Here is a 15,085-nt window from a genome sequence, read left to right as displayed (position 1 = left end):
TGTCTTGGTGCCTCCACGCAGGCTTAATCTACTGCCGCACCTATGCCTCGACAAGTGTGCGACCGCGCCTTGACGACGCGCCTGTCAGTCCCACAGCAACAACAACTTGCGCCAGAAAGCATTGGACGGCATCGGTTTCGAGCCGCGTGGTAGCCGGATTGCCAGATAGATCGTCAGCCACTTGCGATCTATCTCCCGGATCGAAACTTTCAAGTCATGCAGTTCGAAAGGTCTCGAAACGCGCGTCCATCCGGAGAATGCCAAGGCGCCGACCGGAGCATCGTGTTTCCACACGAGTTTTTCTTCCTGCCTGCCCAGCGCCATGGCGAACTCGAACGGGGACGCGTCCTCGTGAGCGATCTCCACCGTTGCCATGATACTTCTGGCAAAGGCGGGGAAAGCGGAATTGAGGGCGGCAACAACAATGCCATGCGTGCTCGGCCGCAGGAAAATGCCGCCATTGTCGCCGGCGACGAGCAGTGTTGGCAGCTCGGAGGGATAATCGGTCACAAGCGTCGCGCGCTTCAGTTCATCATCGGTCATCCGGCGGGTACGTTGGCGCTGTTGCGGCGCGTTGAGGCGCGGGCGCGTTGCACCGACCGAAACGGCATGGCGGATCTGGATGCCTGAAAAGCCGCCGAGTACGCGCCCGTCCGGACTGCTGCCGCCACATCTCACAGCGAGCAACAGATCGCGCCTGCCTGATGCCGGTGAACTGACTGTCGCCCTTATTTCGCGCGCCTCGCGCGCTCGGCGGAGATCGGCCCAGCCGCTCCCGTTGCCGATTTCAAGGAGCTGGGCGAGATCGCTGACGGCCTGGTTTTCCGCGTCTACGATGACGAGCTGAAATTGAGCCGGGTCTGCCAACTCCTCGTCGAGGTAAACCCAGCAGCTCGCGCTGGTGACGCCCGGGGGGCAGACGCCCTTCAGCAAAGCCATGGTGACATTGCTGCCCTTGGCTTCGAGAAACAGCTGGTCCGGCGATTGTTCGACATAGCTCAGCAGGTCTGGATCGGCAGTCGGATGCGAACTGACGTGAGCCAGACGCAAAGGCTCGGCGGAGAGATACTGCTCGCGGTAAAGCGAGGAGTGTAGTTCCGGCACGGTCTCGTCGGCCGCCGCGTTGAGCATTTCAACCACGCCCAAGGCGAAGTCGATTCGCCCTGTATGAGCAAGAAGCGAAATCGCCGTATCGGCCCTGCCTTCGCGCGCCGCGATCTCGGCCAGCAACTGCATTGCATCATCGCTGTTGGCGGAACCCGTGCTTAGCCTGAGATACCGTTCGTCGTTGACCCGCAGCTCCAGATTCCGGAGGTTGAGATCCTTTTCATAGTAGGCGGTGTTCGTGCTGATGCCGAGTAGCACGAACATGTCCGTATGCGCGAACTTGTGCTTTCGGAAGGCATCGATGATTGGCTTGCGGTTCCTCACCCACTCGGCATTCAGGTTCATGCCCGTCGGCGCCGACCGATACCAATAGATCGGCTCCGGGATAGGGACGATCTCGAGGCCTGCCAGGTCCGCGCGAACGAAAAATTCCCAATCGCTCGCGGAAAAGCCCCGCTCCTCGTTCAGGTAACCTATCTTGTCGAATACCTCGCGCCGGAACATCGCATTGGCATCGCCATACGGATTGGTGAGCATAGCGATGTCCGTAGGTCCGCCGACCGGGAAATAGCGTATGTAGCCGCTCTTTGTGTCAGGCGGCACAAACGGCTCGTTGAACCACTTGGCGAAGGTCGTGCAGATATCGGCGCCGGACTTTTGCATGCCGGCGACGAACGTACTGACGGCGTTCGGGAAAAGTGCGTTGTCGTCGTCCAGGAACAGAATCAACGAGCCCTTGGCGGCGCGGATTCCCGTGTTGCGCGCCTTGCCGAGGAAGCCGTTCTTCTGCCGGATGATCCGCCAGCCTCGCTGCTCGAACTCCGGCTCGAGCTGCGCCAAGAGCTGGATCGCGTCTGGATCGGTGCTGCCGTCATCAACGACGATCAATTCGATGTTGGAATAATCCTGGTAGCGAACCGAGGCAATCGCGTGCGGCAGCAGGCGCGCCCGATTGTAGTGCGCCGTTATGATCGAAACGAGCGGTGGTCGGCTCCGGTTACGGCTGGAGACCTTGTTGGGACCGCTGGAAAATTTTGCGTGCAGCTTGTTCCAGACCCTCTCGCGCGCTTCCCGTTTTTGCAGCGGCTTCGCCGGGCCGAACGATCGGCTTTCCAGCACCGACGCGATCTTGGCGGCGATGGAGGAAGCTGAAGCCTCCATCATGACGGCGTCAGCCGACTTCGGATGAAGCATGTCGCGTATGCTGCCGACGTCGGTCGCGACGAACGGGATCTCCTCGTTCAGGCAGGTGACCACATCCAGCGGAAGCTGGGCAGCCGAGTGCGTGATCGCCACCAGCGCATGGCTCTGCCGCAGATATCGGAAAATGTCGGGCTCGTCTCGAATGGGCAGGAGCTTCAGTTTGAACGGCCATTGCCGCGCCCGCCGAACGATCATGCCGCCCGAATGCTCGCCCAGGACATGACCAAACGCGCCGATAACCGTCACTGCCAAATCTGTTACGCCGCTGTCGGCCAGACGATCGAGCGCGTCACAAAACAGCGTCAGTCCGTCACGCTCCTCCGTGCCTGAGAAATGAACCACTTCGGCGGTTGGCCGCCCTCGCGGCCTGTAGTGATCGACAGCGAAGTTCGAACGCCATTCCTCCGGCTCCAGGGGCGTAGCAATGTGACAGCTTGCGGGCAGCTTCCATGCCGCCTTGGCCATCCAGTCGAGCAGCGACTGGCCGACAACGACGAGATGGTCGCACGTCTCCGCCGACATCTTTTCCATGTGCGCGACGGTCATCTGTTCCTTGCGTTCGACCGTCCGGGCATTGGCCTCCAGCCTCCACATAAGTGGTTCATGCGCGAGCACGACGATCGAGGGAGGATTGGGAAAGACCCCCGTGCGCTTGGCGAGGGTAGGGAAATGCGCCAGTCCGCCCTCAAGCGCAAAATAGACGACGTCGAAAGCGTTCTGCTTGAGATAGTGGTAGACAGCCAATGAGTTCTTGTCGCTCGACTCCAGGCCCCGCAGCAACTCGGGTGACGGCGGCAACAATTCCAGCCTCACCAGGAAATTGTCGAAACACCATTTGCCTACCTTGGCGATCTCCTGCTCATCGGGCTGGGCACCGAGCGGGCTTGGCGCCCAAAGCAGCGTCACGGTGTCACCGGCTCTCGCCATATGCTGCGCCAGCGCGTAGGTTGCCGACCCGGAATCCGTGGTCATCGTCGACCCGAACTCAATCTCCGAAACGATACACACACTGCGGACCGTCTTGCTTGCCTGTCGCCTATCCCCGGACGTCGCGCCTGTCTTGGAACCAACGCTCAATCAGTCCTCCTTTTTCAGCCCGCCTCGCTCGAACAGTCTTGCCAACTGTAGGATAATACTTTGATAACTATCATGCGGAGCTCACCATACCGCACTTGCCTTTCGCGCGAACGGACTTAATGAGTTTCGGATGGTTCGATCCCCAAAACATCTCGCGCGACTGGACGATCGGCCGATCGATGTGACCGATGGAGAGATCCTGTGCTTCATCGGACTGCGCGATGAAGCAACGTTGCTGCCGCAGCTTCTCGACCATTACCGTGGCCTCGGCGTCGATCGTTTTTTCTTCCTGGACAACGGCTCCACGGACGGGACGCGTGAGCTGATCCTGGAGCAGCCGGACAGCCACTGCTTCCACACGGAAGGATCGCATTTCGCTGAAAACATCGATCCGCCGCGGTGGAACAACACGCTCATAAATGTCTTCGGCACCGGCCATTGGTGCCTTTCGGTCGACGCCGACGAGCTTCTCGTCTACCCCGACTATGAGCGGGCAGACCTGCGGCAGCTTTGCAGCTATCTGGACGCCACCGGCGCCGAAGCTGTAATCGGATCCCTGGTTGACATGTATGCTGACGGCCCGTTGGCCGAATGCAGCTATGACGGCACGATCCCGCTTCTTGAGGCTTCACCGTACTTCGATCCGGAGCCAGGCTGGCTGCGCGCCCGCGACGGTAGGTATCCACCGGAGCAGATGTTCGGTGGCGTCAGGGAACGGGCCTTCTGGCACGGCCGGTTCAAGCAAACGCTTCCTCCATGCCTGACAAAGGTGCCGATCGTACGATGGAGACGAGGCAGGCACTACCACGTGGCACAGCATGCAATCAGCGAGGTCCGATTCAGTGAGCTGCGGATCGCGTTGCTCCACTTCAAATTCGTCTGGGGCTTCCGCCAGAAATCAGCGTCGTCTCTGAGTGAAAATGCGCAACTCAAGGAAAAGACGCTTGAGGAACGCGCCGCCTACATGGAAGCCCTGGAGCGCGATCCGAAACTGGCGCTCCGTAACCATAGGTCCGTCCGCTATCGCGGTGACGCCGCGCAGCTCGTGGAACTCGGCTGGATGAAAACCTCGGATCGCTATGCCGGATTCGTGTCAACCCTGCCCATGCCGCACCAGCGCACCGACGCGGCCACCTGATGTGCCCGAAACTATTGAAGGCAAAAATCCGGCTGACGCTTATCCGCCGTAGCGGTGGCCACCATCACCCTTGTTGGTGTCCCCACCACCTGGCCCAAACTGGGACAGACTGTTGAGAGCAAGCGCCTTGCAGGCGGACGGAGCATTCGGGTAACGGTGCAGATAATCCTCAAGCGCCTCGATGGTGCCGGTTTTAAGAGCTTGCTCGCAGGCAAGCTCGGCTTCCTTGACACCAACGTTCATTCTCGCCTGCGCCGCCCCGGAGAAAGCGACGCTCAACCCCAGCAGACTAAGGCCGCCCAAAAGCAGTGATTGAACCTTGCGCATAATACACCCCACACACTAAATAACCCACTGGAAATATTAGCATCTGTTAACGTTTTGTCAACCATTTTGGCAACGTTGAGCCAACATGGTTAACGCGCGCCATTGAACTGCGCGTGGGCCTCACCAGCCTTGTCGGATCGCCGCTAATCACCGAACAGTGTCAGCTTCCGAAAGAAGGCATTGGTCGCGGAACCATTGGGCGTGTCAGCGAAGCGAACGGCGAGAACGATCGAAAGCGGCATCTTCCGTCGTGTGCGAATCACTGCCACCAAGGGATGGCGCACGAACTTGTGTTCGACGCTCATCCAGCCTGAAAAGGCGATCGTTTGCGTAGCGATATCCTGTTGCCAATCTATGGTCTGATCGGGGCGAGCAAGGGCGAGGCCGAAATCCATTACCGGCGCGTCGACATGAGCGATTTCAACGATTGCTTCCACCTTCCGGAAGAAGCCTGGAAATTGGTGATCAAGCGATGCCGCGACCGGGCCGTCCGCATGCGGACGCAGGAACACCCCGCCGCCATCCGGTGCGACAAGCAGCAACGGCAGAGCCGAGACGCGCGGTGTAAGCAGCCTTGCGCTCCTCAGCATGTCGTGGCCGAGGGTGATCGAACCGCCGCCGACATCAGGACGGTCCGGGGCATCGCTAGATATGGCGGCGGCGGGGCGTCCAAGCAGGGTGGCAGCCGTATCGGGGCGGCCGATCGATTCAGCAATGCTCGCAAGTTTCTCTATGGCTGCATCGCTGTTCGGTTCGATGTCGCACAGTTCCAGATATTTTCGATTGCCGGGGGTATATTTCAGGTTTTCGCGGGCACTTTCAATTTCGGACCGCTGCGTGTTCTGGGCGATGGCCAAATGATACAGCAGGCGGAAATCATCGGATTGGCTCGACCTGAACGCCTCAAGCACGGGAAGCCGGTTGTCGTACCAATTCGACGTCCGAAACATTCCATCCGGTTTCGAGCGATACCAGTATAGCGGCTTTGGTATAGTCCTGATCTTGAGTCCGGCGAGGGAGGCTCGCGCAAAGAATTCCCAGTCGTGCATGGCGTAGCCGGGTTTTTCGATCAAGAACCCGATCTGCGAGAAGACAGATCGGCGCATCATCGCATTCGCGTCACCATAGACGTTATGGATCAGGCCGAGCGTGTCTGGACCACCCAGGGGCAGGTACTGGATCAGCCCGTCGGCACGATCCTCGGGCACGAAATCCTCGTAGAAGATCAGTTGGAACGCAGTGCAGATGTCAGCGCCCGATGCTGCCATGGCACGCACGAAATGATCGACGGCCTCCGCAAACAGCGCGTTGTCATCGTCGACGAACAGGATCAGCTCGCCGTGCGAAGCGCGGATGCCGGCATTTCGCGCCGCGCCGAGATGCTTGTGCGGTCGGCGCAGGATCTTCCAACCGCGCTGACGGAAGGTCGGTTCCAGCGCATCCAGCAATCGCCTGGCTTCGTCCAGGTCGCTTCCGTCGTCGACCAGAACCAGTTCCAGGTGATCGTAGGTTTGTGCCTCGATCGCCGCGATTGCCTGTTTCAGATAGAGCGGCCGGTTGCGATGGGCCATGACGATAGAGACCAGCGGTGACGACCCGGCACTTTTATCGGCGCGCCTGCGCTTGGTTGGCGTCGGCAAATTGCGCGTATCGAGCCAGGATTGCCGACATTGGCGCAGGCTGTCGACAGGCAGTGGGCGAGGCGGGTCATTGAGCGCCGCCGAAATCGCCAGTGCCAACGCGGCGGCGTCAGCATCGACCAGCCCCGGCTGCCTCGCTTGCGCATTCCAGGTCTCGGCGTTCGCGTCGACATTGGTCGCAACAAAAGGCAATCCCGCCTTGACACATGCGGCAACGATGCTGCCCGTCGATGCGGCGCGGGCGGGAATGACAGCAAGCGCGCCGGTCCGCGCGACATAGTCGAGCTTTGCGGCGAAGCTTGCGCGCGCCAACAGGTTGAGCTTGAACGGCCACCGCTGGGCGCGTCTCAGAAGCAGTCCACCGCTGTGCTCGCCCATGATCTTTCCGAATGGACCGAATGCGGTGACCGTCAGCCCTTTTGGCGCCGTTGGCGCGATGATGTCGAGCGCGTCGCAAAACAGCGTCAGGCCATCGCGGAAGCGCCACCCGGCCAGGGCGACAAGTTCTCTTGCGCTTCTCGTCGCAATCGACGGTCGCGCTCCGGCAGGGCCGAGGCGATCCTGCAACGGCAACATCGGCGTCACTGTCGCCTTCTTCACCTTCCAGCCCTTCGACAGCATCCACTGTCGCAACGCGGCTGATACACAGATCGTCCTGTTCGCCATCTCGGCGCAGTATTTCTCCATGTAGGCGACGGCAATCGCCTCGGTGCTGCCCATGAACGCCTTGTCGGCTTCTTGCTCCCATTCTTCCGGAGCGTGGGCGACGACCACGATCGGCGGCGCGGCAAAGGCAGCAGTCTCGACCGCCAGCAGCGTGTAGTAAGGCAATCCGCCCTCAAGCGGCGCGTAGACCAGGTCGTAGCCGGACCGTTCGAGATAATGCAGCATCGCGGCGGACCGGCTCTCGGGCGTCGCCAGCGAAGGAAGCAACTGATCGGACTTGTCGAGAATCTCCAGTCGCACCGAGGCCGCCTCCAGGTCGCGGTGGCGCGCCTCCTCCTCACCTGGAGATGATGCATTCCTGCCAGGAACCCATAGCAGGGTGACGTCGTCGCCATCTTCGGCGAAAAGCCTGGCCAGTTCGACCATAGCGGCGTCTTCGCCACCCGGATCGATCACGTTTGTCACGACGCAGACGCGGCGGGGCTTGCCTTCCGATCTTGACGGCGTCTGCTCCTTGCCACCAACGGCCATCCAAATTCCTCTGATCCAATCCCGCCGCGTGCGCTTCCGTGCAGTCGATCGGCAAGGATGCCCGCGCCGGATTTACTTTTCAGTGATTATCCTTCTGCGCCATTAGTAAACCAAATCCTCAAGCAGGTCCTAAAACGGCTGTACAATCAACCGACTGATACAACTTTAGCGACGCGGAATATTCAATCTTTACGCCTCCCAGCTAGTCATTGACGGCATAGCAGGAGGCGCGAATGAAAACGATAATGAAGTTTCTCGGTGCGCTCGGTTTGATGGGCGCAATGGTCTCGGCGAGCTCCGCAGGTGAACTGCTGCGACCGCGCATCAGCCTCGGCGCTGCCAACGTCAAGACGGTCAGTGGCGATCGCGGCGGCTATGTGATCGACTACGCCATCCGTGCGCTGAAAATGCGCCGCGCCGGCACCTTTGTGCGGTTCAACGGTGCGTGCGACTCGGCCTGCACGCTGTATCTGTCGATGCCCAAGAGCAAGGTGTGCGTCACCCACAACGCATCGTTCGGCTTTCACCTGCCGTATGGCGCTGGGGCGCGGGGCAATCAGGTCGCCGCGAATTTCATGATGAAAAACTACCCCGGCTGGGTTCGCGGCTGGATCGCCAAGCGTGGTGGGTTGAAGGGCTCCATCGCGACCATGACATACGCGGATGCGAGCCGCTTTTTGCCGACGTGCCCTTCCGAACAGCGGAGCATGACAATCGCCAGCCTGAGCCCGACGCGGCTGCGTGGCGGCTGATTGTTGGAGCCAGTACTGAAACGTCACGACGGCGGGTGCTCGACAGCGCCCGCCGTCGCCGATTCCCATGGCGGGTGCACACTCGGTTGAGTAGGTCACTTGGCCAAACGCATCGCGTTCAATGCGTTCGGTTAACCAGTTCTCAAGAGACGTGGTTAACCCAAACTTGATTTTGTTGACTCTTTTTTAGCGCAAGCCGATTTTGCGGGTAGGGGTTTGAAGACTATCGGCCGTGGTTGGGGCCGAAGCGCAAACTGGCGGCAGGTAGTTGTATGAACATCGGCGGCAGTATGGGGTCGGCCGGCCGACCTGAGGGCGGCCTGACGGAATCGAAGACGAGTATCGCTTTGTCGCAGGACATGCGCTTCCGCCGCACGAGCCTGCGGATCATTTGCACTGGACTGCTGTCATGGCTGCTTCTGGGTGTCTACCGCAGCGCAATCGTTGATCCGCAAACGACGTTTCCAGGCCTTTTGGGGGCCATCCCCAAGGGATTGGCATCAAGCTACTATGACCTGATTGTCGTTGCGTTCCTGACCGTGATGACTCTGATGCTGCTGTTCCTGGCAAAGGCCAGCCGCATCGGTTCCGCCATCGTCGTCTTCCTTTTCTATCTTGCCATCCTGATTTCGCTGGCCTGGGGATTTGCCAACATCAATCTCGTCAAAATGCTGGGCGAACCGTTCACGTTCCAGTGGCTGGTCTATGGCGATTTCCTGCAGAATGCCGATGCCAGGAATGCGATGGGCGACGCGCTCAACATCCGGGACTTCGCGACCCTTTCCGGGTCTGTCATTCTGGTGTTCATCCTTGGCCATGCCGCGGCCAGTCTGTGCCGGCGGCTGGGCGCCACTGGCTACAGGGCGTTGCTGGGCGTGCTCGTTTTGGGTGTCGGCGCGGCGTTCGTCGGTACCGGATATCACGTGCGTGCGGAGGCGCTGCCGGCGGCCAAGATCGACAATCCGATCCTGTATTTTGTCGAATCGGCCTTGCTCAGCCCAACGCCGGTCGTGCTGACCATGAATGCCAGCACCAATGACCCGGATGTCGCGAGCGTCGGCGAGCGTCCGCCGGAAACGTCGAGCTTCAAGGCGCCGACGCCAAACCCGATCAAGAACGTGCTGGTTTTCATGATGGAGTCGGTGCCATCCAAATACATCGAGACGTTTGGCGGCAAGTATCCAATCACACCAAACATCAAGAGTTATGCAAGGGACTCCATACGATTCGACAATATATACGCGCACGCTCCTTCCACGCACTACTCGGTATTTTCTCTGCTCACTTCGATGTACAACGACATTTCATACTATGGCATGACCATCAGGTATCCATATCTGCCTCTGGACACGATCTCCAACACTCTGTCCAAGAACAATTTCCGCACAGGGTTTTTCTGGAGCGCGGATTCGCGATTTCAGCGGGTCGATGAGTTTCTGCTCAACAAGGGACTGGATGTAATCCAGGACTACCGGGGGCAGAAATGTGGCACCCCGACCTTCAAGCTCAGCTCCGAGCAGTGGAAGAACATGGACTACAACAGCGATCTTTGCACGGCGCAGTCGATCATCGACTGGATGAACAAGGACGCGGAAAAGCCCTTCTTCGGCATAATGTTCACGGCGATGACCCATTATCCCTACATCACCGACAGCCCGATGTTTTCGAAGATGGCGCTGTCCTCCTATGGCAACACGCTGGTCCACTACTCGGATGACCAGAAATTCAATGCCTATCTCAACGCCCTGAAGGTCGGCGATACAGCGCTCGGCGAGATCCTTGAATCGCTCAAGCAGTCCGGCAAGCTCGATTCGACGCTCGTGGTCATATTGGGCGATCATGGCGAGGCGTTCGGGGAGCATGGCGACTACATCCATGCCAGCGCGATCTACGAGGAAAACATCCACATCCCGCTCATCATGATCAACAAGCATCTCTTTCATGACGAGGTGGCGCACCCGGTCGGCGGCATCATCGATATCGCCCCGACGATTTTCGACATACTCGGGCTTCCGCTGCCGAAGCAATGGCAGGGGCGCAGCCTGTTCAGCGAACAACGGCCAAACAAGACCTTCTTCTTCAATCCCTGGGCCGGTTTCCTGTTCGGCTATCGCGAGAACGATCGAAAAATCATCTTCAACGCTACCACCGGCAAGGTCGAGGAATACGACCTCAAGGCCGATTCCGGTGAACGAACCAACCTCTTCAAGGTCGATACCGGCGACCGAGACGCGCTGCTGCAGCCCATCGCCGGATGGGTGCAATCGCAGAGGCAACGCGTGGCCGACCTGGTGGCCGCCGCAGCGAAAGACACAGGACGCTGCACCCTCACCAGTCTGGAGGTCGACGCTGCCGGCATTAATCTTCAGGGCGCGCCTCGGTTCGACGTCCTGGTCGACGGAAAGACCGTCGCCGAGATCGACGTCCCGGGCAAGGAAAGCGCCGCATCGACGCCCGAAGCCGCCGTGGCGGAGCTTATGCAGGCGTCGACCGAAGCCCAGCCGTTCCACATCGATCTCAGCAGCGTGCCGAATCCGAAGACGATCGAGCTTCGCTATGTCAACGACCTGTGGGGCGGAGAGGGCAAGCCAGGTGATCGCAACCTGTTCATCAAGAGCGTCAAGGTCAACGGTCAGCTGGTGCCAAACGCCAGGCTGCGTGTCGACGAGCAGTCTCATGGCTACACCGACGACAATGGCACCGCCATGTACAGCAACGGCTCGCTATGGGTTAGCGGCCCCTTCGTCGAGGGATGTGTGTGAGCGCCGCGTGCCTGGGCGGGTCGCTTCATTTCCCCATTTCCAGCGGCACGGCATTGGACCCCACCGACGGTGCGTCGAGCACATCGTCGTCCCTGATTTACAGCCCGGATTTACAGCTGGTGAGCGTCGCGACAGACACTGTCGGCTCTCTGGTTGACATCTTCGCGCGGCAGTCAATAGCATGTGAAATACTGACGGCTGTGGTGTGGCGCCAATCCCGAACACTTGTCAGCGCAGGACGGACCGGGCCCGTTCTTGCGGTATGCTTGGCTGGTCGACGCCCGCTTGGGAAAACGAACATCGAATGCGATCGCTCAGCATGACGACCCGGACCGGATTGCCATCTGAATCAGCGAGCCAGGCGAGGCGCGATCGACGTGCCAGGCCTGTCTCCCTTGCGCCCCTCCTGGCCATTTGGTGCCAGGTGGCGCTTTGCGGAGCCGCGCACGCAGCCGCCGCCAAAGACAGCGGACCTGCGGATGCCGTTACCGTCCCGACGGCTTTCGAGCTTCAGCTTCTTTATGCCGACCGCACATGGATATGGAATGACGGAGCGGCCTATTTCGGACAGAAGGATCGACCGGTCCGGGCCTGGACCTCCGTACAGGAGACGGCTTCGGTCGGCGAAGGCAGATGGCATCTGACCAACGATGGCAAGATGTGCATGGATCTCGTCTGGCGGTCCAAGACCTACGCCGCAGCGCCGATTCGCACCTGCTTCAGCCACCGCATCCAGGGTGGGATACTCGAGCAGCGCAAGGATCCGGACGGCGCCTGGTACAGTTTCAGGCACGCCGCGGAAGACCCTTCCGACGAGCAACGCAAATTCGAGGCAGGCGATACGAAGGGCGTGGAGTTCGAAAGGATCCGTAGCCTGATCGATTCCAAAAATTGATGCAAAGGCTCGCTGAGAAGCCCCACCCACCTCAGCGAGCCCACGTCCCCGGCACACTACAAACAGGGACGACTACCAGCCTTGCGAGCTGGTATTGCTTTCCGATGCATTTGACATGCCTGGCGCAGTTGACCGGCTGCGCGTCGCCGTCGGCATCGGCATTGTGGACGCGGTGGCCGCCAATCCGAAGAATGGGGCGGCTGTCCTGACGATCGTATCGATGTCGGAAAATTCCGGTGCAAAGCCGAGATGTTTGAGTGCATTGGCCGGGTCGGCGTAGAGTTCTGCCGGGTCTCCCGGGCGCCGGGGCCTGAAGACGGCCGGAACCGATTTTGACGTCACCCGGGTGACCGCCTGGAGAATCTCCTTGATGGACACCCCACGGCCGGTGCCGAGATTGACCGACAGGTTTTCGCCATCCAACTCCAGATGCATGAGCGCCCTCAGATGCGCGCGCGCCAGATCGCTGACGTGGATGTAGTCGCGCACGCAGGTTCCATCAGACGTGTCGTAGTCCGTGCCGAAAACCTCGATCTCGTCGATCATTCCGGACGCGGCCATGAGCACGCGCGGGATCAGGTGCGTTTCAGGCGAGTGCCACTCACCGAGCTCACCGTCGGGATCGGCACCACAGGCGTTGAAATAGCGCAGGATCGCATATTTCATTCCGTAGGCGCAGGCATAGTCCCTGATGATCTGCTCGCCCATCAGCTTGGTCCGCCCATAGGGGCTGATGGGATTCTGCGCTGAGGTCTCGCGAATGGGCAGTGTTTCGGGCACACCGTATGTCGCGCAGCTGCTTGAAAAGATGATGTTTTCGATCGAGCTCGCGCGCGCCGCATCAAGCACCGCGATGGTACCCGACACGTTGGTCGAATAGTATTCCGCGGGCTCATGAACGGACTCGCCGACATAGGCCAGCGCCGCAAAGTGGATTATCGCTTTCGGCTGATACGTCCTGATCGCTTGCTGCAGCGCCTTCCGGTCCCGGATATCGCCAACGACAAGCGGGCCCCAGGCAACGGATTTCTCGTTGCCGCGGCTCAGATTGTCGAAAACGACGGGCAGGTAGCCGGCGGCCGACAACAGCTTGCAGGTGTGGCTGCCAATGTAACCGGCCCCACCCGTCACCAGGATTGCCGGGCGGTTCATTTACATCGCAGCCTCTTTGACGGGCCGGCGTGCGTAGAGCAGGGCGTCAAAATACGCCGCAGTATGCGCGAGCCCCTCGCTCAGGCTGATTTTTGGCTCCCAACCGAGATTGTCCCTGGCAAAGGAGATGTCCGGTCTGCGCTGTTTGGGATCGTCCACGGGCAGCGGCCGATGCACGATCTTCGACCGCGAGTTGGTGTATTCGATCACCAGTGTCGCCAGCTCCAGAATGGTGAATTCGGCAGGGTTGCCGAGATTGACCGGGTGCTGCGGTGCGCTTGGTGCATTCATCAGCCGGATGAAGCCTTCGATCAGGTCGTCCGCGTAGCAGAATGAACGTGTCTGCTGGCCGCTGCCGTAGACGGTCAGGTCGTCACCGTGCAAAGCCTGGACGATGAAGTTCGACACGACGCGGCCGTCGTCCGGCTGCATGCGGCGGCCATAGGTGTTGAAAATCCGAGCGACGCGGATATCGAGGCCGAACATTCGCGAATAGTCGAAGAACAGCGTCTCGGCCGAACGCTTGCCCTCGTCATAGCAGGATCGCGGACCATGCGGGTTCACGTTGCCGAAGTAGCCCTCCGGCTGCGGATGCACCAGGGGGTCGCCATAGACCTCGGACGTCGAAGCCTGAAATATCTTGGCATTGTTCCGCCGCGCGAGTTCCAGCAGGTTCAGCGAGCCAAGCACGCTTGTCTTGAACGTATGGATCGGATCTGCCTGGTAATGCGGCGGGGAGGCCGGGCAGGCGAGATTGTAGATTTCATCGACCTGAAGATCCAAAGGCAGTGCATCGACAATGTCGTGCTCGATGCAGCTAAATCGCGGATCACGCAGGAGGGCATTGAGATTGTATCTTTTGCCGGTGTGGAAATTGTCCAGCGCAACAACCTCGTATCCATCCAACAAGAGGCGCTCGCACAGATGCGAACCCAGAAATCCTGCCCCGCCGGCAACAAGGGCGCGGCCCCGATTAATGTTGGCGCGCCTTCGGCTGTTCCTAGACTCGAGTTTTAGTACGTTGACATTTCTACCCATATGCCCACCCCTTCGCCCTTACGCACTGCGTACGCTCCGCCCAGACCGGGACATAGCGTTGCCCGGCCACGTCCTTGCGGACGTCACCAACCTTCCGCCTCTGCGGAATCGTCACTCCTGATGTCTGTTGATTGCTTTCTGAGTTCGCTGCGCGACGCTATGCGGCTATTGGCTGCCGTTCAGCATTCGATACGCCCCGAAATCACGGTTACGCGTCTGGTACCGCCATCGCCCATTGCTCGCCCAAATTGCACATCCCAACGCATCAAAAATATACCTGTGGAGAGCATAGTCAACTAAATTAGCGAATCCTTAACCGTAATCGTTTGGGAGTGGTTAATCATGAGGTCGGTAGCGTCTGCCGCCGCCGCTCGAGCATTAAACGCACAATTGGCAATATGCCAGTAGAAAATAAGAATATGTATGGGGTTTCTCGATGGCCGTGACCGAAGATACGACGAAGTATTTTCGAATTCGGAGCGGAACGAGTCAGCCAAAGGCCTATACCGACCTTGTATGTCACATCATATATTTGAGGTTGTTCCGATTTGTAAAATATCAAAATATCTTAGCGCCGCGTTTCGTCCATAAATTCTTGGAAAACGATGCGATCGGCGCCCGAGGCGGCTCGAGGTAAAAATGTTCGCAGCATTCCCAATGTAGGGGTTTAGATTCGCCCCGCCGATTGGAATAGGCGCGTTCGTGCTCTTTATTGCCTGGCTTCTATTCAGATTGCCTATGTAAGATTCTAGGGTATCATGATAATTTAACAGTACGGACTCGTCAGTGGCAGGGGT

9 protein-coding genes and 1 pseudogene are annotated in these 15,085 nt (G+C 59.4%); 4 read left to right on the top strand and 6 right to left on the bottom strand.

Going from position 1 to position 15,085, the window contains the following annotated elements; translation table 11 throughout:
• Nucleotides 1-84: 84 nt before the first annotated feature.
• On the bottom strand, nt 85-3,282 hold the full coding sequence (locus tag AC1DX6_RS28140; protein ID WP_477319424.1) for a DUF6212 domain-containing protein: 3,198 nt from the start codon (nt 3,280-3,282) through the stop codon (nt 85-87).
• A 235-nt stretch (nt 3,283-3,517) separates the two neighbouring features.
• Between AC1DX6_RS28140 and AC1DX6_RS28135 the strand changes: the two genes are divergently transcribed.
• Complete coding sequence (locus AC1DX6_RS28135) at nt 3,518-4,525, top strand: glycosyltransferase family 2 protein (RefSeq protein WP_477319422.1); 1,008 nt, start codon at nt 3,518-3,520, stop codon at nt 4,523-4,525.
• Nucleotides 4,526-4,564: 39 nt separating this feature from the next.
• Here AC1DX6_RS28135 and AC1DX6_RS28130 read toward each other — a convergent pair whose 3' ends face one another.
• From AC1DX6_RS28130 to AC1DX6_RS28120, 3 genes and pseudogenes are all read right to left on the bottom strand, one after another.
• The gene (locus AC1DX6_RS28130; protein WP_477319420.1) at nt 4,565-4,852 is read right to left on the bottom strand and encodes a hypothetical protein; all 288 of its coding nucleotides are present in this window, start codon (nt 4,850-4,852) and stop codon (nt 4,565-4,567) included.
• Between the two features lie 143 nt (nt 4,853-4,995).
• Entirely contained in the window at nt 4,996-7,068 is a 2,073-nt protein-coding gene (locus AC1DX6_RS28125) for a glycosyltransferase family 2 protein (RefSeq protein ID WP_477319540.1), read from the bottom strand.
• A gap of 12 nt (nt 7,069-7,080) precedes the next feature.
• Nucleotides 7,081-7,689 (bottom strand): annotated as a pseudogene (locus tag AC1DX6_RS28120) (glycosyltransferase); the annotation flags it as partial.
• Between the two features lie 233 nt (nt 7,690-7,922).
• On the opposite strand from AC1DX6_RS28120, the gene AC1DX6_RS28115 reads away from it, so the two are divergent.
• From AC1DX6_RS28115 to AC1DX6_RS28105, 3 genes are all read left to right on the top strand, one after another.
• Nucleotides 7,923-8,441, top strand: coding sequence for a hypothetical protein (locus tag AC1DX6_RS28115; protein WP_477319418.1), 519 nt, complete (start codon nt 7,923-7,925; stop codon nt 8,439-8,441).
• A gap of 272 nt (nt 8,442-8,713) precedes the next feature.
• Nucleotides 8,714-11,203, top strand: coding sequence for a sulfatase-like hydrolase/transferase (locus AC1DX6_RS28110; RefSeq protein ID WP_477319416.1), 2,490 nt, complete (start codon nt 8,714-8,716; stop codon nt 11,201-11,203).
• Between the two features lie 319 nt (nt 11,204-11,522).
• A complete protein-coding gene (locus tag AC1DX6_RS28105) occupies nt 11,523-12,098 on the top strand; it encodes a DUF995 domain-containing protein (protein WP_477319414.1) in 576 nt (191 codons plus the stop codon).
• 72 nt (nt 12,099-12,170) lie between these two features.
• On the opposite strand, the gene galE is transcribed toward AC1DX6_RS28105, so the two are convergent.
• A complete protein-coding gene (gene galE, locus AC1DX6_RS28100) occupies nt 12,171-13,250 on the bottom strand; it encodes a UDP-glucose 4-epimerase GalE (RefSeq protein ID WP_477319412.1) in 1,080 nt (359 codons plus the stop codon).
• Nucleotides 13,251-14,288 (bottom strand): UDP-glucuronic acid decarboxylase family protein, encoded by a 1,038-nt coding sequence (locus AC1DX6_RS28095; RefSeq protein ID WP_477319410.1) that lies wholly within the window; start codon nt 14,286-14,288, stop codon nt 13,251-13,253.
• Nucleotides 14,289-15,085: the final 797 nt, after the last annotated feature.

This window comes from Mesorhizobium sp. P2_C4, from assembly GCF_056404575.1.
This window is presented reverse-complemented; position numbering and strand designations above follow the sequence as displayed.

Coding starts and splice junctions, on each gene's coding strand:
- galE (WP_477319412.1), bottom strand. CDS start 13,250: ATGAACCGCCCGGCAATCCTGGTGACGGGTGGGGCCGGTTACATTGGC.
- AC1DX6_RS28135 (WP_477319422.1), top strand. CDS start 3,518: ATGGTTCGATCCCCAAAACATCTCGCGCGACTGGACGATCGGCCGATC.
- AC1DX6_RS28130 (WP_477319420.1), bottom strand. CDS start 4,852: ATGCGCAAGGTTCAATCACTGCTTTTGGGCGGCCTTAGTCTGCTGGGG.
- AC1DX6_RS28115 (WP_477319418.1), top strand. CDS start 7,923: ATGAAAACGATAATGAAGTTTCTCGGTGCGCTCGGTTTGATGGGCGCA.
- AC1DX6_RS28105 (WP_477319414.1), top strand. CDS start 11,523: ATGACGACCCGGACCGGATTGCCATCTGAATCAGCGAGCCAGGCGAGG.
- AC1DX6_RS28095 (WP_477319410.1), bottom strand. CDS start 14,288: ATGGGTAGAAATGTCAACGTACTAAAACTCGAGTCTAGGAACAGCCGA.
- AC1DX6_RS28140 (WP_477319424.1), bottom strand. CDS start 3,282: ATGACCACGGATTCCGGGTCGGCAACCTACGCGCTGGCGCAGCATATG.
- AC1DX6_RS28125 (WP_477319540.1), bottom strand. CDS start 7,068: ATGTTGCCGTTGCAGGATCGCCTCGGCCCTGCCGGAGCGCGACCGTCG.
- AC1DX6_RS28110 (WP_477319416.1), top strand. CDS start 8,714: ATGAACATCGGCGGCAGTATGGGGTCGGCCGGCCGACCTGAGGGCGGC.